Consider the following 26,418-nt stretch of genomic DNA (forward strand, 5'->3'; position numbering starts at 1 on the left):
GCCGCCTAGACGTGCCCCTTGGCCGCCGTCACAAAGGAGTTGATGGCGTCGCGCGACACCTCGCGCCGCTGGGTGAACTCGTCCCTGTCCAGGGCCTTGTGCACGTCGGCGACGTGGTCGAGTGCCTCCCGCGCCTGCTGGACGAGCGCGTCGTCCGTGGTCAGCAACTGCACCCGGAACAGCGCCTCCTGGGCCTCGGACCGCAGCTCGTAGGACTGGAAGCGCGCCTCCTCGCTCTCGTCGATGCGGTTCTCCTCGCGCCGGAACCAGCGGTCGACGATGACCCGCCGGTAGTTGACGAGCGCCGCCGCGTACGCGCAGTACGCGTCGATCCGCTCCTGCCGCAGTTTCTCGCCGCGCGTGAACTCCTCCGTCCGCTCGATCGCCCTCCGCTGGAAGGAGTGCGTGACTCCCGCACCCAGCAGGGTTCCCAGCACCGCTATGACACTCGCCGCAACCGCTTCCACGCCGAACAGTGCAGCACATCACGGCTGTGCCACGCCCTTGTCGCAGAATTTCCGCGGTCTTGGCACAAGCGTCGTTTTCCCGCCTCCCGGGCGTCTCCGAAGACGTACGCTCGCTGCGAGAAGTACCAGGAAGCAGCAGAGAGACACCCCCCAACCGCGGAAGTGAGGCGGCCCGAAGATCATGGACAGTGCCGAGTACGAGCGTAGGATCGCGGCCCGGTTCGCCACCTTCGACCAGGACGGCAACGGCTACATCTCCCGTGAGGACTTCAGCACGGCGGCCGCCGCCCTGTGCGCCGAGTTCGGAGCCACGGCGCGGTCCGAGAAGGGGCAGGCCCTCTACGTCGGCGCCGAGGCGTTCTGGCAGGGCATGGCCGGGATCGCGGACCGGGACGGGGACCAGCGGATCACCCGGGACGAGTTCGTGGGCGGCGCGGTGAAGCGGCTGCGGGACAACCCCGGCCGGTTCGCGGAGATCGCGCGCCCCTTCCTGCACGCGACCATCGGTGTCGCCGACGGCGACGGGGACGGCGCGGCGAGCCCTCAGGAGACCGGACGCGCGCTCAAGGCGCTCGGTGTGCCCGAGGACATCGCGGCCGCGGCCGCCGCCGCGCTCGACGCGGACGGCGACGGCCGGGTCTCGGAGCAGGAGATCGTGTCGGCCTTCGCGGCGTACTTCACGGTTCCCGAGTAGGCGTACGCCGCCGCTGCCCGGCCGGTGGCTCAGGGGCGCGTGAAGCGTTCCCTGAGGCGGTACTTGAGCACCTTGCGCAGCGTCTCGTTGCGGGGAAGCGCCTCCACCACCTCCAGTTGCTCCGGCAGCTTGTAGGTGGCGAGGCCCTCCCCGCGCAGATAGGCCGTCACGGCGTCCAGGGTCAACTCGTCGGTGCCGGGGCGCTGTTCGAGCACCGCGCAGACGCGTTCCCCACGCTCGGTGTCGGGCAGCCCGATGACCGCGGCGTCGCCGACGGCCGGGTGCTGGTGGAGCAGGTCCTCGATCTCCTTGGCCGAGATGTTCTCGCCCTTGCGGATGATGATGTCCTTGGCCCGGCCGGTCAGGACCAGATGGCCGGTCTTCTTGAGGTGGCCGAGGTCGCCGGTGATCAGGAAGCCGTCCGCGTCGAAGACGTCCGCGCTCTGCGCCGGGTCCAAGTAGCCCTGGCAGACGGCCTCTCCGCGCAGCCGCACCTCGCCGTCCGTCTCGGGCGGCAGCTCCTTGCCCTCGGCGTCCGTGACCCGGATCCGCATGCCGTCGGGCGGGAGCCCTTCGGTCGTCGCGAGGTTCTCGGCGGTGTCGTCGGGCGCGCCCATCGTGATCATCGGCACTTCGGTCATGCCGTATCCGTGGGTGAGCTGACAGCCCATCTCGCGTACGACGGCGTGATAGATCTCCGGAGGCTTGGGCGCCCCGCCGCCCGCGAGAAGGCGGAGCGTCGGTATGAGCTTCTGTCCCGGCGGCAGCTTGCGCTGTTCCGTCAGGAACATCGAGTAGAACGCGGTCGAGCCGCCCGCCACCGTCACCCCGTGCCGCCGGTAGCCGTCCAGCGCGTCGGGCAGCGCGAACTGCTCGAACATCACGGCGGGGAAGCCGTAGAGCAGCAGCATCACCGTGTAGTCGGGGCCCGCGATGTGCGCGTAGGGGAACGCCATGGAGCCGACGTCGGACGCCGAGAGGTGCAGGGCGTGCGCCAGGCAGGAGCCGCCCGCGATGAGTGAACGGTCCGTGTGGAGCACGCCCTTGGGGGCGGACGTCGTACCGGACGTCCAGTAGATCCAGCGCACGGAGGTGCCGTCGGAAGGCGGTGCGGGCAGGATGCCGGGGTCGGCGTCCGGCAGCTCGTCGTACGCCTCGAAGAGCCCGCGCGCGCCGAGCCGCCGTGCCATCTCCGTGTGGTCGAAGCCGCGCCAGGTGCCGGGCACGGCGAAGAACTCGGCGCCCGACTCGCGCAGTGCGAAGCCGACTTCGCGGTCGCGGTAGAAGGGGATCACCGGTGACTGGACCGCGCCGATGCGGGCCAGCGCGAAGGAGAGCAGGGCGGTTTCGATGCGGGTGGGCAGCTGCCAGGCGACGACGGTGCCGGGGCGTACGCCCTTCTCGTACAGCCCGGCCGCGACGCGTTCCGCGCGGTCCCTGAGGCCGCCGAAGGTGAGTGTGCGGTCGTCGGCGGGGTCGGCGGCCGCCTGGATGAGGGCGGGGGTGCCGGGGGTGAGTGCGGCGCGGCGTTCGACGAGCTCCCAGAGGGTGCGGGAGGCACCCAGTTCGTACGCGGTCTCGTGCTCCGAGGTCCTCATGCGCTCCCCGTCCCCTCCTGGCAGGCCTGAACTGACGGGTAGTCAGATCGTGTCGAGAGCGTAGGCCCCGGCGCCTTGTCGGTCCAGAGGTGCGGGGCTAGCCTGCCTTCTGACGGGTCATCAGATCGGCCGGGCGATGGCCGGAGGCGCCTCGAAAGGCAGGACACCATGACCGAGCTTCCCGTGATCGCCGCCGCCGGCGATCACGTGACCGAGTAGGCGCCGCATGGACCTCACGTACACCGCCGAGGAGGAGGAGTTCCGGGCCCGCCTGCGGGAGTGGCTCGGACGGACGCTGCCCGAACTGCCGCCGCCGCCCGACCCGCTGGACTGGCCGGGACGGCGCGCGTACGACATGGGGTGGCAGCGCAGGCTGTACGACGCCGGGTACGCGGGACTGCACTGGCCCGTCGACGCGGGCGGCCGGGGGGCGACGCCCACCCAGCACCTGATCTTCCTGGAGGAGACGGAAAAGGCGGGCGCGCCCTACGTAGGGGCCAATTTCGTCGGCCTGCTGCACGCGGGCCCGACCATCGCCTCCGAAGGGAGCGCCGAACAGCGCGCCCGGTGGCTGCCGCCCGTACTGCGCGGCGACGAGGTGTGGTGCCAGGGCTTCAGCGAACCCGACGCCGGATCCGACCTCGCGTCGCTGCGCACGCGCGCGTGGCGCGACGGCGACCACTACGTGGTGAGCGGGTCCAAGATCTGGACCTCGCACGCCGAGGTGGCCGACTGGTGCGAGCTCCTGGTGCGTACGACCCCGGTGAGCGAGACCGTGCCCAAGCACCGGGGCATCTCCTGGCTCGCGATGCCGATGGACGCCCCCGGGATCACGGTGCGTCCGCTGCGGACCCTCGCGGGCTCGGCCGAGTTCGCCGAGATGTTCCTCGACGAGGTGCGGGTGCCGGTGGCCAACCGCGTCGGGGACGAGAACGACGGCTGGCGCGTGACGATGGTGACCCTGTCGTACGAGCGGGGCACCGCCTTCGTGGGGGAGGTGGTGGCCTGCCGGCGCGTGCTCGGCGAACTCGCCCGCGAGGCACGCAAGAACGGCCGCTGGGACGACGCGGTGCTGCGCCGCAGGCTCGGACGCCTGAGCGCGGAGTTCGCCGCGCTGTGGCGGCTCACCCAGTGGAACGTCAGCGAGTCCCAGCGCACCGGCGGCGTCCCCGGCGTCGGCGGCTCCGTCTTCAAGCTGCGCTACTCGCACGCCCGCCAGGAGCTGTACGACGCGGCCGCCGACGTACTCGGCCCCGGCGCGCTCGACCTCGGCCACCAGTGGAACCTCGACCGGCTCTCCGCGCTGTCCTACACGATCGCCGCGGGGACCTCGCAGATCCAGCAGAACATCGTCGCCGAGCGGATACTCGGCCTCCCGAAGGGGCGGTGAGGCCCGTATGGATTTCCAACTCACTGAGGATCAGCGTGCGTTGCGGGACGGCGTGCGCGAGCTGCTCGAAGGCCGGTTCGACCGGGCCGCGCTGCGGGCCGCCGTGGACACCGCCGAGCGGACGGGATCCCCCTCGCTGGACCGGGAGCTGTGGCGGGAACTCGGGTCCGCGGGGTTCTTCTCGCTGACCCTGCCGGAGGCCGAAGGCGGCGTCGGGCTCGGGCTCCCCGAGGCGGTGCTCGCCTTCGAGGAGGCGGGCCGGGTGCTGCTGCCCGGGCCCCTGGTGGCCACGTTCCTCGCGGCCGGGGAGGTCCCGGGCGCCGCGTCCGGGGACGTGGTGGTGACCTCCGCCGACGGCGCGCTCGTCCCGTGGCTGGACGAGGCGGACGTCGTACGGGGGGATGCGAAGGGCGCCGTCCCCGCCAGGTCGGTCGACCCGCTGACGCCGCTGCACCGGCTGCCGGGCGGGGCGGGGCGGCCGGGGTCCGCGGGGGAGCCGGGGACCGGCGGCACCAGTGCGCTCCTGACCGCCGCCGAGCAGCTCGGCAGCGCCGCGCGCACCACGGAGATGGCCGTTCAATATGCCCGCGAACGCGAACAGTTCGGACAGCCCATCGGCGCCTTCCAGGCCGTGAAGCACCTCTGCGCACAGATGCTCGTGCGCACCGAGATCGCCCGAAGCGCCGTCTATGCGGCGGCCGTCACCGGCGACCCGCTGGAGATCTGCGGCGCCGGGCTGCTCGCCGACGACGCCGCGGCGCGCAACGCCCGGGACTGCCTCCAGGTGCACGGCGGCATGGGGTTCACCTGGGAGGCCGATGTGCATCTGCACCTCAAGCGCGCCTGGGTGCGGGCCGGTGCGGGGCGGTCGGCGGGGGATGCGGAGGAGGCGCTCGCCGCTGCGCTGTGACAGCACGGTGTGACGCTACGGAGCGTCGATATCGGGTTGTGTCCTACGCGTGACTCGTCACGGCACGGAGTCGGTGTCCGCCTCGGGTACCTTGTGTGAGATGCGAGTGGTTCTGAGGCCGAGCCATCCCGGTGTTGCCCCTGAGGCGGCTCCGGACCCGGCAATGCGTGCCGCCCGCCGTGCAGTACCGGGTCCCGTACCCGTCTGTTCGACCCCCCGCGGTGCGCGTCGCACAGTATGCAGCACGCGTACTCCTTCGCGCTGGAATATGCCCGAAGCGCTTGTTGGGGTGACTGAACGTCAATCATGCTGTCTCCCAAGGGGATCACGTTCCGTGACCCTGTGGAGTCGCGAGGCGATGTGTCCGCCGGTTCGGATGGTGTGAGCGGTGCAGGTGCTTCAAGTTCAGCTGGAGGTCGGGGCCGACCCCGCAGAGGTGGGTCGGGCCAGGCGATGGGCCCGTTCGCGGCTCGCGGGTTCGGGGATACAGGCCGATGAGCCGGTCGCCGAGACACTGATCCTGCTGATCTCGGAGCTGGTCACCAACGCCGTTGTGCACACGGGCTGTCCGGCCGTCCTGCGCATGCTCCTGCCCGGCATTCCCGGTGGCCCCGCCGACGCGCAGGGGACCGTACGCGTCGAGGTCGCCGACAGCAGCGCCCGCCCGCCGAGGCCCCGGCACGCGGAGGGCGACGACACCAACGGCCGCGGCCTCGAACTCGTCGACGGCCTCGCCGACCGCTGGGGCTGGCGGCACGAGGGTGCGGGCAAGAGCATCTGGTGCGAGGTGGACCGGTGCGAGTCGGGTGTCGCGGCGGCCACCTTCGACGGAGCGACCTATGACGACGCCGACGTCGATGCCGACGCTGACGTCGCGTACGAGGCCGTCTGATCACGGGGTTCCCGCGCCTGTGAGGCGCGTCTGAGCCCCCTGCCTGGCTTTTCTGCCCCCTCATGCGCCGTCGTGTGCCACGATGCGCGCGCCCGTGCGCGGGTAGGGCAAACCAGGCATAAGTCATCTATCGCCGAACGGGTGTTGACGTGACGTGTCCGATTGATCACGCTTGTGAGCAGCGATTCGCCGCGAGGGGACGTCGAGGGAGCTCGGTGACGGAGGTCCTTGACGAGACGTGGGTCGCGATTCGGCGTCAGTCCCTTCGGGGCCATGAGGGGCAGGGCCAAGCGCCGGAGCCGGATGGCGGCGCGCGCGGCAGCATGCTCGGGGTGGAGGCCGACGCGCCGCCTTCCGTGGAACGCCCGTGGTGCGGGCCGCGGCGGGCTACAGCACCGCGACCGGCGCCACCGGCGTTCCCGTCCCGCCGGTGAACGGCTCGGGCATCGCGGAGAGCAGGAAGCTGTAGCGGGATTCTTCTGCACAGGCTGTGGACAACTTTTCCAGATTCCAGTTCTGCCCCTGCAGCATCCCCATCTCGACCAGGTCGAGCGCGTGCACGGGCAGCCACAGGTTCTCGATCTCCGGCGGGAAGATCTCGAAGGTCAGCGTGTCATTGGCGACCGCCGCCACGTCGTGCGCGTGGAACCACTCGGGCGTCCGCAGGGAGAGGCCGGGCGACGGATAGGCGTACGCGTGCTTGTCGCCCGTCAGATAGACCTGTATCTGCCCGGTGCGTACGAGCACGATGTCCCCGGCCCGTACGGTGACGCCCCCGAACTCCGCTGCCTCGTCGAGGTCTTCGGGCGTGACCGCGTGGTCGCCGGGCAGCCGGTCGAGGCCCTTGGCGCGCGCGACGTCGAGCAGGACGCCGCGCGACACGACGTACGGAGCCTTGTCGATGCCGCTGAACGTGGCGCCCGCGTGGGCGGTGATGCTGTCCGCGGGGCGGCCGTTGTAGATCCTGCCCGAGTGCGAGACATGGGTGAGCGCGTCCCAGTGGGTGGCCGTCTGCAGGCCCATTGTGACCGCGTCGTCGCTGGTGGCGACCGTGCCGGGGCCGAAGAGTTCCTGGTTGATCTGCACCATCGTGTGGAGCGGGTTGATCCGGCCGGGGATCATCCCGGTCTGTACGCCGTCCTCCTTGAGGGGCAGCGCGAGCGGGACGCGGCGGCCGGTGCGGACGTCGGCGGCGGCCTCGCGTACGACGTCGTCGGTGATCAGGTTGAGCGTGCCGATCTCGTCGTCGGACCCCCAACGGCCCCAGTTGTTCACGCGCTTGGCGATGTCGTGGAACTCGGGCGGCAGGGCGGAGTGCGCCGTGCCCGGGTCCGTAGCCGGGTTCGCGCCTGAGTCTGACATGGGTCCTCCCCGGGGCTTGTCTTCGGGTATCTGACGGGTCATAGAATCTAACGGTCCGTCAGAAACCGCGGGAAGGGGCCGGACGTGGGGAACTTCTTGGCAGGCAAGGTGGTGGCCGTGACCGGCGCCGGGCGCGGCATCGGCAGGGCCGTCGCGCTCGCCGCGGCGGCCGAGGGGGCGAGGGTCGTCGTCAACGACTACGGCGTCTCCATGGAGGGCGCCGAGCCGACCAGCGAGATAGCCGACGCCGTGGTCAAGGAGATCCAGGCCGCGGGCGGCGAGGCCGTCGCCGTCGCGGACGACATCTCCACCATGGCGGGCGGCCAGCGCATCGTCGACGTCGCGCTCGCCGAGTACGGGCGCATCGACGGCGTCGTCTGCGTCGCCGGGATCCTGCGCGAACGCATGCTCTTCAACATGTCGGAGGAGGAGTGGGACCCCGTCGTCGCCACCCACCTCAAGGGCACCTTCACCGTCTTCAGGGCCGCGTCCGCCGTCATGCGCAAGCAGGGCTCGGGCACGCTCATCGGCTTCACCAGCGGCAACCACCAGGGGTCCGTCGCGCAGGCCAACTACAGCGCGGCCAAGGGCGGGATCATCTCGCTGGTGCGCAGCGCCGCACTCGGCCTCAACAAGTACGGCGTGACCGCCAACGCCGTCGCGCCCGTCGCCCGCACCCGGATGTCCGCGAACGTGCCGATGGAGCTCAAGGAGATCGGGGAGCCCGAGGACGTCGCGGCGCTCGTGACCTATCTGCTCAGCGACCGGGCCCGCGAGGAGAAGATCACCGGGCAGGTCTACACGATCGCCGGACCCAAGATCGCCGTATGGGCGCAGCCCCGCGAACTGCGCGCCGGATACGCGGACGGCGCCTGGACCCCGGAGAAGATCGCCGACTTCCTGCCGGGGACCGTCGGCATCGACCCCATGCCGATGCTGGCGCAGCTGGAGGCCATGGCCAGGGCGGCGGCCGCCAAAGACCGGCCGAACGCGTAGGCGGGGCCGTGGAGTTCGGCTTCGGGGCCGACGACGAGGAGTTCCGCGCCGAGGCACGGGCCTGGCTCGCGGACCATCTCGCCGGTGACTTCGCCGCGGCCGTGGGGCGGGGCGGTCCCGGCAGCGAGCACGAGGGTGCCGCGGAACGCCGCGCCTGGGAGCGGGAGTTGGGGCGGGGCGGCTGGATCGGGATCGGCTGGGACTCGGACGCGTACGGGAACCGGCGGGCCACCCTGACCCAGCAGGTCGTCTGGGCCGAGGAGTACGCGCGCGTGCGGGCCCCCGGACGCTACGGGCACATCGGCGAGAACCTCCTCGCGCCCACCCTCCTCGCGTACGGAACCCGCGAGCAGCAGGACGAGTTCCTGCCGCCCATCGCGCGCGGCGAGGCCCTCTGGTGCCAGGGCTACAGCGAACCGGACGCCGGATCCGACCTCGCGGGGCTGCGCACCGTCGCCGTGCGCGACGGCGACACGTACCGCGTCAGCGGCCAGAAGGTGTGGACGTCGCTCGCCCATGAGGCCGACTGGTGCTTCGTCCTCGCCCGCACGGAGGAGGGCTCACGCGGGCACCACGGACTGTCGTTCCTGCTTGTGCCGATGGACCAGCCGGGCCGCATCGAGGTGCGGCCCATCCGGCAGCTGACGGGTACGAGCGAGTTCAACGAGGTCTTCTTCGACGGGGCACGCGCGCGTGGCGCCCATGTGGTCGGCGGCGCGGGCAACGGCTGGCGCGTCGCCATGGGGCTGCTCGGCTTCGAGCGCGGGGTCTCCACGCTCGTCCAGCAGATCGGGTTCGCCGAGGAACTCGCCGAGGTGGTGCGCGAGGCCGTCGCGGGCGGCGCGGCCGACGACCCCGTGCTGCGGGACCGGATCGTGCGGCAGTGGGCCGAGCTGCGGGTGATGCGGTGGAACGCGCTGCGCACACTGGGGAGTTCGGAGGGCGCGGACGGTTCCGGTACGGGTGCGGGCGGGCCGAGCGTGGCCAAGCTGCTGTGGGGGCGCTGGCATCAGCGGCTCGGGGAGCTGGCGATGGGGGTCAGGGGTGCCGCGGCCGCCGTCGGACCCACGGACTGGTCCGAGTCGTCTCCGTACGAACTCGACGCCCTGCAGCGGCTCTTCCTCTTCACCCGCGCCGACACGATCTACGGCGGCTCGGACGAGATCCAGCGGAACATCATCGCCGAGCGCGTGCTCGGTCTGCCGAGAGAGGCCAGGGGGCCTCGGTGAGGGGTGCGTGGTGAGGGGTGTCGTCTTCGACGGCAAGCGGGTCGAGGTCGTGGATGACCTGGAGATACGTGATCCAGGTCCCGGAGAGGTGCTCGTCGCGATCGCCGCGGCGGGGCTCTGCCACAGCGACCTCTCGGTGATCGACGGGACCATTCCGTTCCCGCCGCCTGTGGTGCTCGGGCACGAAGGGGCCGGGGTCGTCGAGGCCGTGGGTGCCGGGGTGAGCCATGTCGCGCCCGGCGATCACGTGGCCCTGTCGACCATCGCGAGCTGTGGGGCCTGCGCGGAGTGCAACCGGGGGCGGCCGACCATGTGCCGCAAGGCGATCGGCATGCCGGACCAGCCGTTCTCGCGGGGCGGGCGACCGATCTATCAGTTCGCGGCCAACTCCGCCTTCGCGGAACGCACGATCGTCAAGGCGGTCCAGGCGGTGAAGATCTCCGAGGACATCCCGCTGCCCTCGGCCGCGCTGATCGGCTGCGGAGTGGTCACCGGCGTCGGCGCCGTGCTCAACCGCGCCAAGGTCGACCGCGGCGACTCCGTGGTGGTGATCGGCACGGGCGGCATCGGGCTCAACGTGCTGCAGGGCGCGCGAATCGCCGGTGCGACCCGCATCGTCGCGGTGGACGCCAACCCCGAAAAGGAGTCCGTGGCACGGCAGTTCGGCGCGACGCACTTCCTGCGCTCCACGGCGGGCGTCAAGGAGATCCTGCCGGACGGCGCCGACCACGTCTTCGAGTGCGTGGGCCGCGTCGAGCTCGTCCGTGAGGCGATCGACCTGCTCGACCGGCACGGCCAGGCGGTGCTTCTCGGCATGCCGGCCGCCACGGCCGAGGCGTCGTTCGTGGTCGCCTCGATGTTCCTGGACAAGTCCATCCTCGGCTGCCGCTACGGCTCCGCGCGACCGCAGCGGGACTTCGCGCTCTACGCCGAGCTGTACCGGTCCGGGCGGCTCCTCCTGGACGAACTGGTCACCGCCACCTACCCGGTCGAGGACTTCGCCAAGGCGGCGCAGGACGCGGAGGCGGGGCGGGTGGCGCGCGGGGTGCTGACGTTCTGAGGCGTGGGCGCGCCCACGACATCGCGGAACGTGCGGCGATACGTGGTGGGGGTGACGCCGAGCGCGGCCTGGAGGTGCTGGCGCATCGACTGGGCCGTGCCGAAGCCCGCGTCGCGCGCCACCTGGTCGACGGAGAGGGCGCTGGACTCGAGCAGATGCCGCGCCCGCTCCACCCGCTGCTGGGTGAGCCACTGCCCGGGGCTGATGCCGACCTCCTCGCGGAACCTGCGGGTGAACGTGCGCACCGACATGGACTCCTGCTCGGCCAGGTCGCGCAGCTGAAGCGGCTGGTCGAGCCGGTCGAGGGCCCAGGCCCGCGCCGTGCTGGTGGTCGCCAACTGGGGCTCGGGGACCGGGCGTTGGATGTACTGCGCCTGCCCGCCGTCGCGGTGCGGAGGTACGACGGTGAGGCGGGCCACCGCGTTGGCGACCGCGGTGCCGTGGTCGCGGCGTACGACATGGACGCAGAGGTCGACACCGGAGGCCACGCCCGCCGACGTCAGGACGTCGCCGTCGTCGATGAACAGCACGTCCGCGTCGACCCTGATCTTGGGGAAGAGCCGCTGGAAGTGCTCGGCCGACGACCAGTGCGTGGTCGCGGGGCGGCCGTCGAGGAGACCGGCTGCGGCGAGCACGTACCCGCCCGTGCAGATGGAGATCAGCCGGGTGCCGGGCCTGATGTGGGCGAGCGCCGCGGCGAGTTCGTCGGTCAGCCGCCCCTCCTCGTACACCGGACCCAGCTCGTACGAAGCGGGGACGACGACGGTGTCCGCGTCGGCGAGCGCCTCGGGTCCGTGCTCGACCAGGATCGCGAAGTCCGCGTCCGTCCGCACGGGCCCCGGCGGGCGGACCGAGCAGGTCACGACCTCGTACAGCCGCTGTCCCGCGGCACTCCTGGCCCGCCCGAAGATCCGCTGCGGAATGCCGAGTTCGAAGGGGATCACGCCGTCCAGGGCGAGGACGGCGATGCGGTGGCGCGCTCGCGCGGGCGGCTCGGGAGTGCCTGGGGTCCGGTCGGCCATGGCCCGATCCTAGCGAATGCTGACCATCGGGCCACTCGTTCGCGCAAGGATCCGGCCGGATCCTTGGTGACGTGAACCAGACAATCGCATCCGCGGCGCGGACCTCCGCACCGCGGCCGAAGCGCCGCACGCCCCGCATCCACCGCGCATGGTTCGTCGCCGCCGTGACCTTCGTGACGATCATCGGCGCGGCCGCCTTCCGGTCCCTGCCGAGCCTGCTCATCGACCCGTTGAACGAGGAGTTCCACTGGTCGCGCGGCACCATCGGGCTCGCGGTCTCCATCAACCTCGCGCTGTACGGCCTGACCGCGCCGTTCGCCGCCGCCCTGATGGACCGCTTCGGCATCCGCAAGGTCGTCGCGGTCGCCCTCGCCGTCATCGCGCTCGGCTCGGGCCTGACCGTGTGGATGGACTCCGCCTGGCAGCTGCTGCTCTGCTGGGGGCTGCTCGTCGGCCTCGGCTCCGGTTCGATGGCGCTCGCCTTCGCCGCCACCGTCACCAACCGGTGGTTCACCGAACGGCGCGGTCTGGTCACCGGCATCCTCACCGCGGCCTCCGCCTCCGGACAGCTGATCTTCCTGCCCGTGCTCTCCTGGATCGTCGAGAAGCACGACTGGCGGCCCGCCGCGGCGACGGTCGCGCTCGCCGCCCTCGCGGTGGTCCCCTTCGTCTGGCTGCTGCTGCGCGACCACCCCGCCGACGTGGGCCTGAAGCCGTACGGCGCCCAGGAGTTCGTGCCGAAGCCGCCGCCCGTCACGGGCGCCGCGCGGCGCACCGTCGGCGTGCTGTTCAAGGCCGCCCGCACCGGGCCCTTCTGGCTGCTCGCGGGCACCTTCGCGATCTGTGGCGCCTCGACGAACGGCCTGGTCCAGACGCACTTCGTGCCCGCCGCGCACGACCACGGCATGAAGATCACGACGGCCGCCTCGCTGCTCGCCGTCATCGGGGTCTTCGACGTCGTGGGGACGGTCGCGTCCGGCTGGTTCACGGACCGCTTCGACGCGCGGCGGCTGCTCGCCGTGTACTACGCGCTGCGCGGCATCTCGCTGCTCTTCCTGCCGATCCTCCTCGCCCCGAACGTCCACCCGCCGATGATCTTCTTCATCGTCTTCTACGGCCTCGACTGGGTGGCGACGGTCCCGCCGACGCTCGCCCTGTGCCGTGAGCAGTACGGCGACGACAGCGCGATCGTCTTCGGCTGGGTCCTGGCATCGCACCAGGTGGGCGCCGCCCTGGTCGCCGTGCTCGGCGGTCTCGCGCGGGACACCTTCGGGTCGTACGACGTGGTCTGGTACTCCTCGGGCGCGCTGTGCGCGGTGGCGGCGCTGATGGCGCTGGTGATCCGGCGCGGCGACCGGGACGCGGCGCTGCCCGCCGTGGCGTAGGAGCGGGGGCGGCAGCCTTGCGGGGGTGGGGGAGGCCGCTGTCAGGGCGTGAAGCGGCCGAACCTGCCGCGGTGGAAGAGCAGCGGCTCCCCGTCGTCCTCGGCGCCCAGCGCGTCCACCCGGCCCACCACGATCAGATGGTCGCCCCCGGTGTGCACGGCGTGGATCGTGCAGTCGATCCAGGCGGGGGCGCCGGTCAGGCGCGGCGAACCGGACACCGGGGCCGCGTCGTACGCCACACCGGCGAACTTGTCGGCACCGCTCACCGCGAAGCCGCGGCAAAGCTCGCCCTGGTCCGCGCCCAGGACGTTCACACAGAAGACGCCCGCGCGCGCGATGCGGGGCCATGTCGTCGATGTGCGCGCGACCATGAAGGAGACCAGTGGCGGGTCGAGGGAGAGCGACGAGAAGGACTGACAGGCGAAGCCCGCGGGGCCCGGTTCGCCTTCGGTGGCCGGTGCGGTGACAACGGTCACGCCCGTCGCGAAGTTCCCGAGCACGCGCCGGAATTCGACCGGATCGAGCGGCGCCCGCTCGTCGTCGCCGACCGCGCGCAGCCTCGGGCGCGGCACGGCACAGGGCCCGGCGGCGGCCGGGTGAGCTTCGGCGGGTCCCGTGGTGGTGGGGGCCCCGACCGACCTGAGGTATCGGACGGCGGTGGCCGCCATCCCTGCGTGTCCCATCACACCGACCATTGAACCTGACGGTGCGTCAGATAGGAAGGGTGCTGTCGGGCCCCGTCGGGGCGCTGCGTATCTTCAGGCCCATGAACTGGGGGAACGCGAGCAGGACCGCGTCGCGGGGGGCCGTGGGAGGCATCTCGTGGGGTGCCGCGCGGGACACTGCGGCGGGTATCGCGGGGGACGGCAGGGACGGCAGGGACGGCAGGGACGGCAGGGGCGACAGGGACGACAGGGACGGCTGGGGTGGCGACAGCATGACGGCCGCCGCGGCGGCCTGCGCGGCACAGCTGCCGGTGGCCGGACTCCTCGCGTACGTCCTCTCGCTCGACAACGACGACTACGGAGCGGGCGGCGGCCCCTACATCGGCCTTGCCTGCGCGATCGTCTTCGCGCCCCTGCTGCTGCCGCTCGCCGGAGTGGTGCACTCCGCGCTGCAGACCCTGCCCGCGATGAGCCTGGGGCGCCTCGCGGAGCGGTGGCGGGGGCAGCGGGGCAGGGGGCCGAGGCGGGCCTGGTCCCTGGGGCTCGCGCTGGCGGGACTGCTGCCGGTCGGCGCCGCGTGGGCGGCCTTCTTCGCCCTGATGGGCGGACCGTTCGTCCCCCTGGCGCTGGGTGCGGCGGCCAGCGGCGTGGTGCCCGTGCTGGCGGTGGCGTACTGGCGGCGGCAAGGCGAACGCCTCGGCCGACCGCCGCGACGGCGCAGGATCTGGTTCCGCTCGGCGATCGCGTCCGTGGTGGGCAGCGTGGCCGTCGTCGCGCTCGCGGTGCTCGCCACGGAGACGGGCCTCATCGAGGAGTACGAGCCGCCGCAGCCCTCGCCCCGTCAGCTGACCGGGGTGTGGCGGGACGACGACGGCGGAGAGGTCGCCTTCACGCTGGAGGAGGACGGGCGGGCCGTGGTGGCACGCGCGCGTGCGGAGTGCGGGGGCGCCGGGACGTGGACCCTGGACGCCGCCGAGCCGGTCAACGGCGCCGCGTCGCGTCCGACGGTCGTCATCGACGTCAAGAAGTGCGGGGACCTCCAGTCCTGGATGATCGGCGGCACGGAGGGCGACCTCGAACTCTTCGCCGTTTCGGGCGACATGGACTCGCCGGACATCGAGAAGCTGCATCGGGGGTAGGGCGGGTCGTTGTGTGGGTCGGCGTGCGGGTCGGTGTGCGGGGCGTCGTACAACGGAGGTGTCTGCGTCCTTCGTACGGAGGCGGAGGCGGGGGCGGGGGCGGGGGCTTCAGCGCCCTTCGTACGAAGGTGACCGCCGCTCCACGAAGCTCGCCACGCCCTCGTTCGCGTCCGCCGTGGTCATGTTGATCTCCTGCGCGGCGGCCTCGGCGGCGAACGCCGTCGCGCGGTCCGACTCCAGTGAGGCGTTGACCAGTTGCTTGGTCATCGCGAGCGCGCGCGTCGGCCCGGTGGCGAGGCGCTCCGCCCACTCCCGCGCCGTCTTCTCCAGCGCGTCGGCCGGTACGACGCGGTTGACGAGCCCCAGCCGTTCGGCGTCCGCTGCCGACACCGCGTCCCCGAAGAACATCAGCTCCTTGGCGCGCTGCGGCCCGATGAGGCGGGGCAGCAGATAGGCGCCGCCGCCGTCGGGGACGAGGCCTCGGCGCACGAACACCTCGATGAACCGGGCGGGTTCGGCGGCGATGACCAGATCGCAGGCGAACGCCAGATGGGCGCCGATGCCGGCCGCGGTCCCGTTCACCGCCGCGACGACCGGCTTCTCGCAGTCGAGGACCGCGGAGATCAGCCGCTGCGCGCCCCGCTTGATGGTGCGCGCGACATCGCCGGGCACCCGGTCGCCGGTGGCGGGCGCGCCGCGCAGGTCGGCGCCCGCGCAGAAGCCCTTGCCGGTCGCGGTGATCACGACGGCCCGCACGGCGGGGTCGGCGGAGGCGTCCGCGAGCAGCGAGATGACGCGTTCGCGCTGGTCCCAGGTGACGGCGTTCATGGCTTCCGGCCGGTTGAGAGTGATCCACGAGACGCCGTTGTCAGTGGCGTGAAGTATCAATGAACCGAGGGGATCGCGGGAGTCGGGGGAGTCGGGGAGATCGGGGGAGGGCGTCATGCGGGATCGGCTCCGTTTCGTGCGGGCGGGGGTGCGGAGGGCGAGCGGTGCCCTGAGGCACCGTCTGGGGCATCGCTCAGCGGCAGACGGCGAGCGCGTCGAGCGCCACGGCGCCCTGCCCGCGGGGCAGCACCATCAAGGGATTGATGTCCAGTTCGGCGAGGTCGTCGCCCAGTTCGAGCGCCATCCGCTGCACCCGCAGCACGACTTCGACGAGCGCGTCGACGTCGGCGGGTGGCGCCCCCCTGACCCCGTCGAGCAGGGCGCGCCCGCGCAGTTCGGAGAGCATCGCCTTGGCCTGGTCCTCGCCGAAGGGCGGCACCCGCACGGCCGCGTCCCTGAGGACCTCGACGAGCACACCGCCGAGCCCGACGGTCACCGTGGGGCCGAACAGGGGGTCGTGCGTGACGCCGACGACCATCTCGACGCCCCGCTCGACCATCTGGCAGACGAGTACGCCGTCCAGCTTGATGCCCTCGTAGCGGGCGATGTCCGTCAGCTCCCGGTAGGCGTCCCGCACCTGGCTGGCCGAGGTCAACCCGACCTTCACGAGCCCGAGTTCGGTCTTGTGCGCGAGCTGCGGGCCCGACGCCTTCATGACGACGGGGTAGCCGACGAGTCCGGCCGCGCGCACGGCGGCCGCCGCGCTGGTCACCAACTGCTCGCGCGGTACACGAATCCCGTACGCGCGCAGCAGCTGCTTCGCCGCGTGCTCGCTGAGCTGCTGGCCGGGCCGCATCAGGGCCTGGGCCTTGCGGAAGGACGGCGAGGGGGAGCGCGGGGCCTCGTCGAAGGGGGAGCGGTAGCCGGTCGTGAAGCGGTGGTGGTCGAGATAGGCGCGCACCGCCGTGATGCAGTTGGCGAACGTACGGAAGGTGGCGACGCGCGAGGAGCCGAGCAGCGTCTCGCGGTAGGCGTCCTCGGTGCCGACGGGCGAGCCCCACACCACGCACACCAGCTTGTCCGTCTGCTCCGCCGCGTCCACCAGGTCCTGCGCCAGCTTGTCGCTCATCGGCGGGAAGGGGCCGGTGATCGGACAGATCAGCACCCCCACCTCAGGATCGTCGAGGATGGCGTCGATGATCTTGCGGCCGCGCCAGTCGCCGACGGGGTGACCGCCGTTGTCGACGGGGTTGGCGACGTTCAGGTACTCCGGTATCCACTGGTGCAGCTCCGCCTGCTTGGCGTCGGAGAGCGCGGGCAGCCGGAGCCCCCGCGCGGTCGCCAGGTCCGAGAAGTGCGCGCCCGTGCCGCCCGAGATCGAATAGACGACGACACCGTCGGCGCGCGGCCTGTGTGCCCGGGCCAACAGGGCGGACGTGTCCTGGAGTTCGTCGAGCCCGTCCACGCGGATCACGCCGAACTGCCGCATCGCCGCGTCCACCACCGCGTCGGCGCCGGTCAGTTTGCCGGTGTGTGAGGCGGCCATGCGGGCGCCGGTCTCGGTGCGGCCGACCTTGACGGCGACCACGGGCACCCCGCGCCGGGCGGCCCGGTCGGCGGCGAGCAGGAAGGCGCGGCCGTCCTTGAGCCCCTCGACGTAACAGGCGATGGCGCCGACCTCGGGGCGTTCGGCGAAGTAGGAGATGAAGTCGGAGGTCTCCAGGTCCGCTTCGTTGCCGGTGGGCGCCCAGTGGGAGAGGCGGACGCCGAGTTCCTGCAGGGTGAAGACGGGGCGGCCCTGGTGGCCGGACTGGGTGATCAGCGCGATGGCGGGTCCTTCGAGGTCCTCGCGGAACTTCTCGAAGGCGTTGAGGTTGGTGTTCGGGCCGAGCAGGCGCAGGCCCGAGCGCTGGACTGCGGCCGCGAGCCGGGCCTGGGCGGCCGCGCCCTCCGCACCGGTCTCGGCGAACCCGGAGGCGAAGGCGACGGCGAACCTCACCTTCTCCTCGGCCAGCTGCTCGATCACGGGCAGCGGGTCGCCGACCAACAGCACGGCCAGATCGACCTGTTCGGGCAGGTCCGCGACGGAAGGGAAGCAGGGGATGCCGAAGACGGACTGACGGGTGGGGTGCACGGGATGCAGGCGCGCGCCGACCCGCTCGGCCCACGCGATCAGCTGGCGGGTGATACCGGTGTTGGGCCGCCCCTCGGCGTCCGACGCGCCGACGACGGCGACGGACTCCGGCCGGAAGAAGCGGTCCAGGTCGGGTACGTCGGCGTGCAGCGGCCGGCCGCTGACGTCCAGGTCGTCCGCGTCGTCCGCCGTGACGGCCCTGCCGTGGACGGTGCGGGGAGGGAGTTCGCCGCAGGCCACAACATGGGCGCGGCGGGGGTCGGTGGTGAAGGTGCCGTGAGTCGATCCAAGCATCGGTCCGCCCGCTCCTGTGTGACAGCATTTAACTGACGCACAGTCAGATTACTGAACTGACGCTGTGTCAGGAACACTGCTGCAGGCAAAGGCTGGCGGGGCACCTTGTGCGGTGGGCGGGGCTTGTGAGGCGTGTGCGGCTCTCCCTGTCCACGGAAGCGCGGATTCTGGCTGATGCCAAGAGGGGAATCGGCCCCGCCCCGTCAGGGGCACGGGGAACTGCGCGCTCGGCGTGCGACGGGTCGCGGACGCGTCTGCCGGGATCCCCGCGGGCGCGGCTGCGGCTGCGGTTGTTCGTGGTTGCTCGCGCAGTTCCCCGCGCCCCTGACGGGGCGCGCATCACGTGGACTTGCTGATCGCCTTGGCGATCTTTTCCGCGTCCAGGGAGAGTTCGCGGAGCATGCCGCTGATGGGGTTGGTGAAGCCGGTGAAGTAGAGGCCGGGGGCCTGGCGGGGGGTGCGGGGGCCGTGGGCGGTGGGGTGGCCCCGGTGGTCGAGGACGCCGAGGTCGCCGACGAGGGGGTGCAGGGCGCGGCTGTAGCCGGTGGCCGCGATGACGACCTCCGGGGCGATCCGGCTGCCGTCGGCGAGGGTCACCTTGCCGTCGTCGAAGGACTCCACGGCGGCGACCGGTTCGACCCGGCCCGTGCGGACGGCGTGGATCAGGCCCACGTCCTGGACCGGGATCGCCCCCTCGTTGACCCGCGAGTACAGGCCCGTGTCGGGGCGGGGCAGGCCCTGGGGTGCCAGGTCGGGGACGCTGATCCTGGCGAGCGGCTTCGAGAGGCGGTCGACCAGGGCGACGGGGAGCCTGCGGCACAGGATGCCCGTGCGCTGCGCGGGCCAGCCCGCCGTGGACCGGCGCACGATGTGCGGCGCCGTGCGCACCGCGAGGCGGACCCGGGCGGCGCCGCCCTCGACGAGGTCGACGGCGATCTCGGCGCCGGTGTTGCCGACGCCGACGACCAGGACGTCCTTGCCGGCGTAGGGGGCGGGGTTGCGGTAGTCGCCGGCGTGCAGCAGCTCGCCGGAGTAGGTGTCGCGGCCCGGCCAGTCCGGGAGGCGGGGCGTGTGGTTGTAGCCGGTGGCGATCACCACCGCGCTGCCGGTCAACTGCCGCCCGCCGGTGGCGTGCAGAAGCCATCCGGTGCCGTCGGGGGCGCGCTCCAGGCCGGTCACCTCGACTCCGGTGACGACGTCGAGGCGGTGGTACTCGGCGTACTTCTCCAGATAGCGGATCACGTTGTCGCGCGTCACCCACCGGCCGAACGACCGCGGTATGGGCAGGCCGGGCAGCGCGGAGAGGCGACGGGTCGTATGCAGCCGGAGGCGGTCGTAGTGGCCGCGCCAGGAGGCGCCGACGCGTTCGGACTTCTCCAGGACGACCGCGCGTACGCCGCGTGCGCGCAGGGCCGCCGCCACGGACAGCCCGCCGGGGCCGCCTCCGATGACGTACACGGGGCGGTCCTGCTGGGTCGCTAGCGGAGGTGTCGAGTCGGCCATGACTGGAGAGTAACCGCGCGATTACTTGATGGGTGACGGTCAAGTCCGGAACCGGTTGCGAATCGATCACGGGTGTTCGAGAAGTGCGCCCCTTGCGCATCGGCCGCCCGGTGCGCTGAACTGACGTACCGTCAGAAGTGCGGGTGCGGCGGGGGACGTGGGAGGGGGCATGGCGTCGGCCCGGTCCGGCGTGCCGTCGTTCGCTTCGGGGTCGGCCCGCGGAGGACGGGGAGCCGCCGTCGAACTGCCGCGCGGCGCATGGCGGAGAAAGGCTGGTTCGAGCGGGGGTGCGGGGGTGCGGGGATGTGCGGGGGTGGGGGTGCGAGGGTGCGGGGGCTTCGGGTTCTCCCGCCTTCGTCCTCTCGCCCTCTCGCCCTCTCGCCCTCTCGTTCCGATGATCCACGTGGTCCCCGTGGGCCAGGTGATCCACGACAACGCGATCGGACTCTTTTGATGGGTACGGAATCAGTGAGCAAGGAATCGGTGGCGGCGGGCCCGCGCTTCGACCTTCCCGAGGTCGACGCCTTCACCCGCCCTTACTGGGAGGCGGCGGCCGACGGGCGGCTCCTGATCCGCCGCTGCGGGGCGTGCGGCGCGGCGCACCACTATCCGCGCGAGTTCTGCCCGCACTGCTGGAGCGAGGACGTCACCTGGGAGCGGGCGAGCGGCCGCGCCACGCTCTACACCTGGTCGGTGGTGCACCGGAACGACCTGCCGCCGTTCGGCGGCCGCGTCCCCTACGTCGCCGCGGTCGTCGACCTCGCCGAGGGGCCGCGGATGATGACGGAGGTCGTCGGCTGCGGGGAGGGGGAGCTGCGGATCGGGATGGCGTTGCGGGTGACGTTCCGGGAGGCGGGGGAGTTCGCGGTGCCGGTGTTCGAGGGGGCGGGTGGGTGAGAGCGCTGGGGCGGGGGCTAGGGGGCTAGGGGGCTAGGGGGGGCCGTCCGCCGGGCAGGCCTCAGGGGGGCATGGAACCCGACGGCAGCCCCGGGGACCACGGATCCCGACCGCCCCCCTCCGGGAGTCACGGCATCCGACTGCCCCCTCCGGGAGCCACGGCATCCGACTGCCCCCTCCGGGAGCCACGGCATCCGACCGCCGCCCCCGGGAGCCACGGCACCTGACCGCCGCCCCGGGAGCCACGGCATCCGACCGCCACCCCAGGCCCTAAATCTCTTTGTGGCCGTCGAGCGGTGCGAGGGAACATGGCCCATGCCCTCCGAACCGCGCCCCGCCTGGCAGTTGACCACGGACCTCGACGCCTTCCTCGCCCGCGCCGAGAAGTTCCTGCACTCCGCGCCCGCCCCGCACACCGCCCTGCTCAGCGTCACGGACACGCTCCGGGTGCGCGGCCTCCAGGCGTACGGGGAGGGGGAACCGCTCTTCGGCACGTATGCCGACGGGGACGGCACCGTCCGGGGCGCCCTCGTGCGGACCCCGCCGCACCGCCTCTCCCTCAGCCCTCTCGACCCCGAGGCCGTCGACGCCCTCGCCCGGCGGCTCGCCGACGTCAGCCCGGACTTGCCGGGAGTGGCCACCGAGTCCGCCACCGCGGAGGCCTTCGCCCGGGCCTGGGAGAAGCACACCGGGGCCACCGCCGCACCGAGCATGAGCCAGCGGCTGTACCGGCTCGGCACCCTCACGCCGCCCGAGCCCGCACCGCCGGGAGGCCCGCGCGTGGCCACCGCGGCGGACCGGGAACTGCTCGTGCGCTGGCACCGGGAGTTCGGTGAGGCGATCGGGGAGCGGGCGGCGATGGACTCCGGCGCGTGGGCGGACTCCCGTATCGCCTACGGGGGCGCGACCTTCTGGGAAACCCCCGACGGCACCCCCGTCGCGATGGCCGGTGTCACCCGCCGTACCGCGGGCCAGGTGCGCGTCGCCCCCGTCTACACGCCCGCCGACCTGCGCGGCCGCGGCTACGGCGGGGCCGTCACCGTCGCCGTCACCCGCGCCGCCCTCGACGCGGGCGCCGCCGAGGTGCTGCTCTTCACCGACCTCGACAACCCGACCAGCAACGTCCTCTACCAGCGCATCGGCTACCGTCCGGTCCGCGACTTCGGCCAGTACGACTTCACGTGACCGGCGGTCCCTCCGCCGTCACGGCCACAGCAACTCCTTGATCCAACGCTTGCCCCCGACCCCGCCCTTCCGATAGCGCAGCCGCACATGCCGGCGACGCGCGTCCCCCTGGAAGAACTCCGCCTCCGCGGGCTCCAGCACGTACAGCGTCCAGGTCGGCGCGTCCGCGCCGGGGTCCGCCTGTGCGCGGTCCCAGGCGGCGGCGGACGACCGCTCCAACTCCTCGTACGTGTCGAGGACTTCGCTCTGCCGTCCCACCAGCGCCGCCGCGAGCGCGCCGGCGGAGCGGGCGTGCAGGTCGGCGAGGCTCTCCGCGTGGGGTGCCGTGACGACGCGGCCCCTGATCCGGATCTGGCGGCCCTGCGACGCCCAGTAGAAGTGCAGGGCCGCTTCCGGGCGGGCCGCGAGCTGGCGGCCCTTCCTGCTGGTGGCGTGGGACGCGAAGTGCCAGCCGTGGTCGTCCGCGTCGTGCAGCATCACGGTCCGTACGTCCGGGCCGCCGTCCTCGTCCACCGTCGCCAGGCCCATGGTGTGCGGCTCGGCCTGCCCCGCGGCCACCGCCTCCGCGAACCACGCGTGGAAGAGGGGCAGCGGGTCCGCGGGCGCCGCCGCCGGATCGAAGGCGGGCAGGTCGACGTCCCAGACGCGCTGGGCCCGCAGGAGCTGCTGGAACTCCGTGGGGGGTGTGGGGGCCGGGGAGGACTGTGCGCCGGATGAAGTCATGGGGCGATTGTGGCGCGCGGGGGCTCGCGGCGGGGCTTCCGTCTCACGTCCGCGCCGGGGCGGGGGGCCTTCGCCTCCTGCGCCGGGGCGGGGGGCCTTCGCCTCCTGCGCCGGGGCGGGGGACCTTCGCCTCCTGCGCCGGGGCGGGGGACCTTCGCCTCCTGCGCCGGGGCGGGAGGCCTTCCCCTCCCGCGCCGGGGCTGGCGACCTCACCCCTGCGCCGGGACGGGCGGCCTCACCCTCGTCGTCCCCTTCCCGCGCCGAGCCCGGGGACCTCCCCCTTCCGCGCCGGGGCTGGCGACCTCACCCCTGCGCCGGGGCGGGCGGCCTCACCCTGCGGCGGGGCGGGCGGCCTCACCCTCGCCGTCCCTCTCCCACGCCGAGCCCGGCGACCTCACCCCCGCCCCAACACCACCGTCCCCGACGAGCAGAACCACCCGCCCGTCCCCGACGCCACCGCCAGCTGCGGCAGGCTCCCGTCGGGTCGTCGCACCTGCCCCTCGCCCGCCTGCCCGCGCAGCTGCCGTACGGCTTCGACGATCAGGAACAGGCCGCGCATGCCCGGGTGTTGGGCGGAGAGGCCGCCGCCGTCCGTGTTGGTCGGCAGGTCGCCGTCCCGCAGGAGGCGGCCCTTCTCCGCGAAGGAACCGCCCTCGCCCTTCGCGCAGAAGCCGAGGTCCTCCAGGGTCACCATCGTCATATAGGTGAAGGCGTCGTAGATCTCGGCGATGTCGATGTCGGCGGGCCGCACCCCCGCGCGTTCGAAGGCGAGGCGGCCGCTGACCGCCGCGGGGGAGACGGTGAAGTCGTCCCACTCCGACATCGTGGTGTGCGAGACGTGTTCGCCCGCGCCGAGGATCCACACGGGTTCGGACGCACAGTCCCGTACGTACTCCTCGGCGACGAGCAGCACCGCGCAGCCGCCGTCGGACCGTATGCAGCAGTGGAGTTTGGTGAACGGGTCCGCGATCATCGGGCCGCTCAGGACGTCGTCGACGGTGATCGGGTCGCGGAACATCGCGTCCGGGTTGGCGGCCGCGTTCGCCCTGGCCTGGACGGCGACCGAGGCGAGCTGTTCCAGGGTCGTGCCGTACTCGTGCATGTGACGGCGCGCGGCCATCGCGTACTTGGCGATCAGGGAGTGTCCGTACGGGACTTCGAACTGGAGCGGTCCGCGGGCGCCGAACGACAGATTGGACGTACGCCGCTTCGCCTTGATGTCCGCGCGGGCCGTCGAGCCGTACACGAGGAGCACGGCGTTCGCGTGCCCGGCCGCGATCGCGTCAGCCGCGTGCGCCGCCATGACCTCCCAGGTGGCGCCGCCGACCGAAGTCGAGTCCACCCAGCGGGGCTTGAGGCCCAGGTACTCGGCGACCTCGACCGGTGCCAGCGTGCCGAGGCCCGCCGACGCGATGCCGTCGACGACCTCACGGCCGAGCCCGGAGTCGGCGAGCGCGCGGCGGGCCGCCTGGGCGTGCAGGGCGTAGGGCGTGGCCTCGTCGACCCGGCCGCAGTCCGAGAGGGCTACGCCGACGACGGCGACCTTGCGGGAGGTGGAACGGGGTGCAGTAGCCATGAATCTGACGGTACATCAGATGTGGGGGCGGGGAGGAGGGATGGAATTGGGTGTGCGCCGGGCTTGCGTCTCCGTTCACGGCAATCGGCGCCGTGGGCACAGCGGCGTGACCGACCCCGTCACCACCCTGTGCATATCGCCGCCGCCGCCCTAATATGACGGCCCGTCAGATCAGGGTTCGGGTGGTCGCACCCGGCCCCGGGGAGGAGTCTGCCGATGGATGCCGCCTTCAGTGCGGAGCAGGGGGAGATCCGCCGCACCCTTCGCGAAGTGATCACCAAACGCTGCGGTCCCGACGACGTCAAGGCCGCCGTGCGCACCCCCGCCGGATACGACGGCGCCCTGTGGGCGGCCCTCGCGGAGCAGCTCGGACTGCCGGGTCTCGCGCTGCCCGAGGCGTACGGCGGCGTGGGCTGCACGGCTGCCGAACTGGCCCTAGGCTGCGAGGAATTGGGGCGCGCCCTCGCGCCGTCCCCGCTCTTCTCGACGGCCGTGCTCGCCGCCCCGCTGATCCTCGCGCTCGGCACCGAGGAGCAGCGTGCCGAGCTGCTTCCGCGCATCGCGGCGGGCGAGCTGACCGCCGCGCTCGCCGTCCCCGGCACCAGCCTCGCCACGGCGCTCGGTCTCGTCGGCGACAACGCGGGCGACTGGTCGGGCGGCGGGCGCGCGGGCGGTGTGCAGGCGCGGATCCCGGACGGGACATGGCGGCTGTACGGCCAGGCCGAGCAGGTCCTCGACGGGCACAGCGCGGGCCTGCTCGTCGTGGCCGCGCACGCGGGAGGCTTCGCCCGGTCCCGCACGCTCCTCTTCCTCGTACGCGAAGGGGCGCACGGAATGGTGGGGACGCGGCAGACCGCACTCGACGAGACCCGCACGCAGGCGCGCGTCGAACTGCGCGACGTAGAAGCGGAGTTGCTCGGCGAGGATCAGGCCGATGTGCCCGCCGCGCTCGCCGCCGTCGGGGACGTCGCCGCCACCGTCGTCGCGGCCGAGGCGGTCGGCGCCGCGGACCGGGTCATGGAGCGGACCGTCGAATACGTCAGGCAGCGCGAACAGTTCGGCCGCGCGATCGGCTCCTTCCAGGCGGTCAAGCACCGTCTCGCCGATGTGTACGTCCAGGTGCAGGCGGCCCGCTCGGCCGCCTACTACGCGGCGTGGGCCGCGGGCGCCGAGGCCGCGGGCTTCGGCGGACAGGGCGCCGAACGGGCCGGCGGGCTCGCCCTCGCGCAGGCCCTCGACGCACTGCGCACCGCCGCGTCCGAAGCGGTCCAACTGCACGGCGGCATCGGCTTCACCTGGGAGCACGAGGCCCATCTGTACTTCAAGCGCGCGTCGAGCGACGAACTGCTCTTCGGCCCCGTGCACAGGCTGCGGGCGCGGGCGGCGGAACGGGCGGGGCTGTTCGACGACGTACACGAGGACGAGTCCGCGCCCCCGCCGGCACCGGAGGAACCCGCCGCCCCCACCAGCACCGAACTCGGAAGGGCCGTCTGATGCCGCCCGGCCTGCGCCTGATGCAGAAGATGTCCTCCACCCGGACGTTCGCACGGATCGCCCCGCACTTCATCCCCGCGATGGACCGCACAGTGCACCGGCTGACCCGCGGCAAGGTCCTGCTCAGCGCAAAGATGCTGCCCGGCGTCATCCTGACCGTACGCGGCGCCAAGAGCGGCCTCCCCCGGCGCACGCCACTGGCCTGCATGCCCGAGCCGGAGAACGACAGTTGGCTCCTGATCGGCTCCAACTTCGGCCGCCCCGGCCACCCAACCTGGACCACCAACCTCCTCGCCCACCCCGACGCCGAAGTGAACTGGCACGCCACCAACATCCCCGTACACGCCCGCCTCCTATCCGGCCCAGAACGAACAGCCGCCTGGACAGCAGCACTGAACTTCTGGCCCCCCTACGCCACCTACCAACAACGAGTCGACCGAGAGATCCGCCTATTCCGCCTAACCCGCCGCTGAGGACCCCGCCAGGGGCACGGGGAACCGCGCGATCAGCCACAGCGTGGCGGCACTCGAAGAAGGAACGCCCCGGGCGGGGCCGGGGAGGGAGCGTCCGGGCGGAGCCGAGGGCGGAACGCTCCGGCGGTGCGCGAGGGGTGGGGGCCCCGTGAGGGGCGCGGGGAACTGCGCGATCAGCCACAGCGTGGCGGCACTCGAAGAAGGAACGTCCCGGCGGGGCCGGGGAGGGAGCGTCCGGGCGGAGCCGAAGCTGGAAGGTTCTGGCGGAGTCGAAGGCAGAACTCCTCGGCGGTACCCGAAGGGTGAGGGCCCCGTAGGGGGCGCGGGGAACTGCGCGATCAGCCCCAACGCGGCGGCACTCGAAGAAGGAACGCCCCGGGGGCGCCGGAGAAGGAACGCCCTGGCGGAGTCGAAGGCAGAACGCTCCGGCGGTACCCGAAGGGTGGGGGCCCCGTAGGGGGCGCGGGGAACTGCGCGATCAGCCCCAACGCGGCGGCACTCG

At 72.6% G+C, this 26,418-nt stretch carries 23 protein-coding genes; 13 read left to right on the plus strand and 10 right to left on the minus strand.

All coding sequences use genetic code 11. The features are described from left to right. Positions 1 to 5: 5 nt before the first annotated feature. Positions 6 to 467, minus strand: coding sequence for a hypothetical protein (locus tag ACFWZ2_RS18080; protein WP_384546699.1), 462 nt, complete (start codon positions 465 to 467; stop codon positions 6 to 8). A 181-nt stretch (positions 468 to 648) separates the two neighbouring features. Here ACFWZ2_RS18080 and ACFWZ2_RS18085 point away from each other — a divergent pair, with 181 nt between their 5' ends. Next, positions 649 to 1,161, plus strand: a complete 513-nt coding sequence (locus ACFWZ2_RS18085; protein WP_384546701.1) for an EF-hand domain-containing protein — start codon at positions 649 to 651, stop codon at positions 1,159 to 1,161. A gap of 29 nt (positions 1,162 to 1,190) precedes the next feature. Here the strand turns inward: ACFWZ2_RS18085 and ACFWZ2_RS18090 are convergent, their stop codons facing one another. Further along, the gene (locus tag ACFWZ2_RS18090) at positions 1,191 to 2,759 is read right to left on the minus strand and encodes a class I adenylate-forming enzyme family protein (RefSeq protein WP_384546703.1); all 1,569 of its coding nucleotides are present in this window, start codon (positions 2,757 to 2,759) and stop codon (positions 1,191 to 1,193) included. Between the two features lie 226 nt (positions 2,760 to 2,985). Here ACFWZ2_RS18090 and ACFWZ2_RS18095 point away from each other — a divergent pair, with 226 nt between their 5' ends. The 3 genes from ACFWZ2_RS18095 (at position 2,986) to ACFWZ2_RS18105 (ending at position 5,951) form a co-directional block, all read left to right on the plus strand. Further along, positions 2,986 to 4,149 (plus strand): acyl-CoA dehydrogenase family protein, encoded by a 1,164-nt coding sequence (locus ACFWZ2_RS18095; RefSeq protein ID WP_384546706.1) that lies wholly within the window; start codon positions 2,986 to 2,988, stop codon positions 4,147 to 4,149. Between the two features lie 7 nt (positions 4,150 to 4,156). Continuing rightward, positions 4,157 to 5,059, plus strand: coding sequence for an acyl-CoA dehydrogenase family protein (locus ACFWZ2_RS18100; RefSeq protein WP_384546707.1), 903 nt, complete (start codon positions 4,157 to 4,159; stop codon positions 5,057 to 5,059). Between the two features lie 388 nt (positions 5,060 to 5,447). Beyond that, on the plus strand, positions 5,448 to 5,951 hold the full coding sequence (locus ACFWZ2_RS18105) for an ATP-binding protein (RefSeq protein ID WP_384546709.1): 504 nt from the start codon (positions 5,448 to 5,450) through the stop codon (positions 5,949 to 5,951). A 387-nt stretch (positions 5,952 to 6,338) separates the two neighbouring features. On the opposite strand, the gene ACFWZ2_RS18110 is transcribed toward ACFWZ2_RS18105, so the two are convergent. Then, on the minus strand, positions 6,339 to 7,313 hold the full coding sequence (locus ACFWZ2_RS18110) for a cyclase family protein (RefSeq protein WP_384546711.1): 975 nt from the start codon (positions 7,311 to 7,313) through the stop codon (positions 6,339 to 6,341). A gap of 84 nt (positions 7,314 to 7,397) precedes the next feature. Between ACFWZ2_RS18110 and ACFWZ2_RS18115 the strand changes: the two genes are divergently transcribed. From ACFWZ2_RS18115 to ACFWZ2_RS18125, 3 genes are read left to right on the plus strand one after another with little or no spacing between them, the layout of a single operon-like run. Next, entirely contained in the window at positions 7,398 to 8,309 is a 912-nt protein-coding gene (locus ACFWZ2_RS18115; RefSeq protein WP_384546713.1) for an SDR family NAD(P)-dependent oxidoreductase, read from the plus strand. A gap of 8 nt (positions 8,310 to 8,317) precedes the next feature. After that, positions 8,318 to 9,538, plus strand: a complete 1,221-nt coding sequence (locus ACFWZ2_RS18120) for an acyl-CoA dehydrogenase family protein (protein WP_384546714.1) — start codon at positions 8,318 to 8,320, stop codon at positions 9,536 to 9,538. Between the two features lie 10 nt (positions 9,539 to 9,548). After that, positions 9,549 to 10,598 carry a Zn-dependent alcohol dehydrogenase gene (locus tag ACFWZ2_RS18125; RefSeq protein ID WP_384546716.1) on the plus strand — a complete coding sequence of 350 codons (1,050 nt, stop codon included), beginning with the start codon at positions 9,549 to 9,551 and terminating at the stop codon, positions 10,596 to 10,598. Here ACFWZ2_RS18125 and ACFWZ2_RS18130 read toward each other — a convergent pair. Then, a complete protein-coding gene (locus ACFWZ2_RS18130; protein ID WP_384546718.1) occupies positions 10,520 to 11,620 on the minus strand; it encodes a GlxA family transcriptional regulator in 1,101 nt (366 codons plus the stop codon). The two genes, ACFWZ2_RS18125 and ACFWZ2_RS18130, sit on opposite strands and share 79 nt — an antisense overlap. 71 nt (positions 11,621 to 11,691) lie before the next feature. Between ACFWZ2_RS18130 and ACFWZ2_RS18135 the strand changes: the two genes are divergently transcribed. After that, positions 11,692 to 13,005: an MFS transporter gene (locus tag ACFWZ2_RS18135; protein WP_384546719.1), complete on the plus strand. Its 1,314-nt coding sequence runs from the start codon at positions 11,692 to 11,694 to the stop codon at positions 13,003 to 13,005. Between the two features lie 41 nt (positions 13,006 to 13,046). Here the strand turns inward: ACFWZ2_RS18135 and ACFWZ2_RS18140 are convergent, their stop codons facing one another. Continuing rightward, complete coding sequence (locus ACFWZ2_RS18140) at positions 13,047 to 13,688, minus strand: flavin reductase family protein (protein WP_384546721.1); 642 nt, start codon at positions 13,686 to 13,688, stop codon at positions 13,047 to 13,049. A gap of 83 nt (positions 13,689 to 13,771) precedes the next feature. Between ACFWZ2_RS18140 and ACFWZ2_RS18145 the strand changes: the two genes are divergently transcribed. Next, on the plus strand, positions 13,772 to 14,809 hold the full coding sequence (locus tag ACFWZ2_RS18145; protein WP_384546723.1) for a hypothetical protein: 1,038 nt from the start codon (positions 13,772 to 13,774) through the stop codon (positions 14,807 to 14,809). Between the two features lie 108 nt (positions 14,810 to 14,917). On the opposite strand, the gene ACFWZ2_RS18150 is transcribed toward ACFWZ2_RS18145, so the two are convergent. The 3 genes from ACFWZ2_RS18150 to ACFWZ2_RS18160 all read right to left on the minus strand — a co-directional run bounded on the left by ACFWZ2_RS18150 (position 14,918) and on the right by ACFWZ2_RS18160 (position 19,568). After that, positions 14,918 to 15,754, minus strand: a complete 837-nt coding sequence (locus tag ACFWZ2_RS18150) for an enoyl-CoA hydratase/isomerase family protein (RefSeq protein ID WP_384546725.1) — start codon at positions 15,752 to 15,754, stop codon at positions 14,918 to 14,920. Between the two features lie 76 nt (positions 15,755 to 15,830). Next, positions 15,831 to 18,065, minus strand: a complete 2,235-nt coding sequence (locus tag ACFWZ2_RS18155; protein WP_384546727.1) for an acetate--CoA ligase family protein — start codon at positions 18,063 to 18,065, stop codon at positions 15,831 to 15,833. Positions 18,066 to 18,404: 339 nt separating this feature from the next. Beyond that, positions 18,405 to 19,568, minus strand: coding sequence for a flavin-containing monooxygenase (locus ACFWZ2_RS18160; protein WP_384546729.1), 1,164 nt, complete (start codon positions 19,566 to 19,568; stop codon positions 18,405 to 18,407). A gap of 453 nt (positions 19,569 to 20,021) precedes the next feature. Between ACFWZ2_RS18160 and ACFWZ2_RS18165 the strand changes: the two genes are divergently transcribed. Both ACFWZ2_RS18165 and ACFWZ2_RS18170 read left to right on the plus strand, forming a co-directional pair. Continuing rightward, a complete protein-coding gene (locus tag ACFWZ2_RS18165; protein WP_384546731.1) occupies positions 20,022 to 20,465 on the plus strand; it encodes a Zn-ribbon domain-containing OB-fold protein in 444 nt (147 codons plus the stop codon). A gap of 315 nt (positions 20,466 to 20,780) precedes the next feature. Continuing rightward, entirely contained in the window at positions 20,781 to 21,650 is an 870-nt protein-coding gene (locus ACFWZ2_RS18170) for a GNAT family N-acetyltransferase (RefSeq protein ID WP_384546733.1), read from the plus strand. Between the two features lie 18 nt (positions 21,651 to 21,668). On the opposite strand, the gene ACFWZ2_RS18175 is transcribed toward ACFWZ2_RS18170, so the two are convergent. Together ACFWZ2_RS18175 and ACFWZ2_RS18180 are read right to left on the minus strand one after the other, a co-directional pair. After that, entirely contained in the window at positions 21,669 to 22,373 is a 705-nt protein-coding gene (locus tag ACFWZ2_RS18175; protein ID WP_384546735.1) for a pyridoxal 5'-phosphate synthase, read from the minus strand. A gap of 394 nt (positions 22,374 to 22,767) precedes the next feature. Beyond that, positions 22,768 to 23,949, minus strand: a complete 1,182-nt coding sequence (locus ACFWZ2_RS18180; RefSeq protein ID WP_384546737.1) for an acetyl-CoA acetyltransferase — start codon at positions 23,947 to 23,949, stop codon at positions 22,768 to 22,770. Between the two features lie 216 nt (positions 23,950 to 24,165). Between ACFWZ2_RS18180 and ACFWZ2_RS18185 the strand changes: the two genes are divergently transcribed. After that, positions 24,166 to 25,443 (plus strand): acyl-CoA dehydrogenase family protein, encoded by a 1,278-nt coding sequence (locus ACFWZ2_RS18185; protein ID WP_384546738.1) that lies wholly within the window; start codon positions 24,166 to 24,168, stop codon positions 25,441 to 25,443. Continuing rightward, a complete protein-coding gene (locus ACFWZ2_RS18190) occupies positions 25,443 to 25,916 on the plus strand; it encodes a nitroreductase family deazaflavin-dependent oxidoreductase (protein ID WP_384546740.1) in 474 nt (157 codons plus the stop codon). The genes ACFWZ2_RS18185 and ACFWZ2_RS18190 overlap by 1 nt, the downstream gene beginning before the upstream one ends. The last annotated feature ends 502 nt before the right edge of the window (positions 25,917 to 26,418 follow it).

Source organism: Streptomyces sp. NPDC059002 (genome assembly GCF_042740435.1).
Taxonomy (GTDB): Bacteria; Actinomycetota; Actinomycetes; order Streptomycetales; family Streptomycetaceae; genus Streptomyces.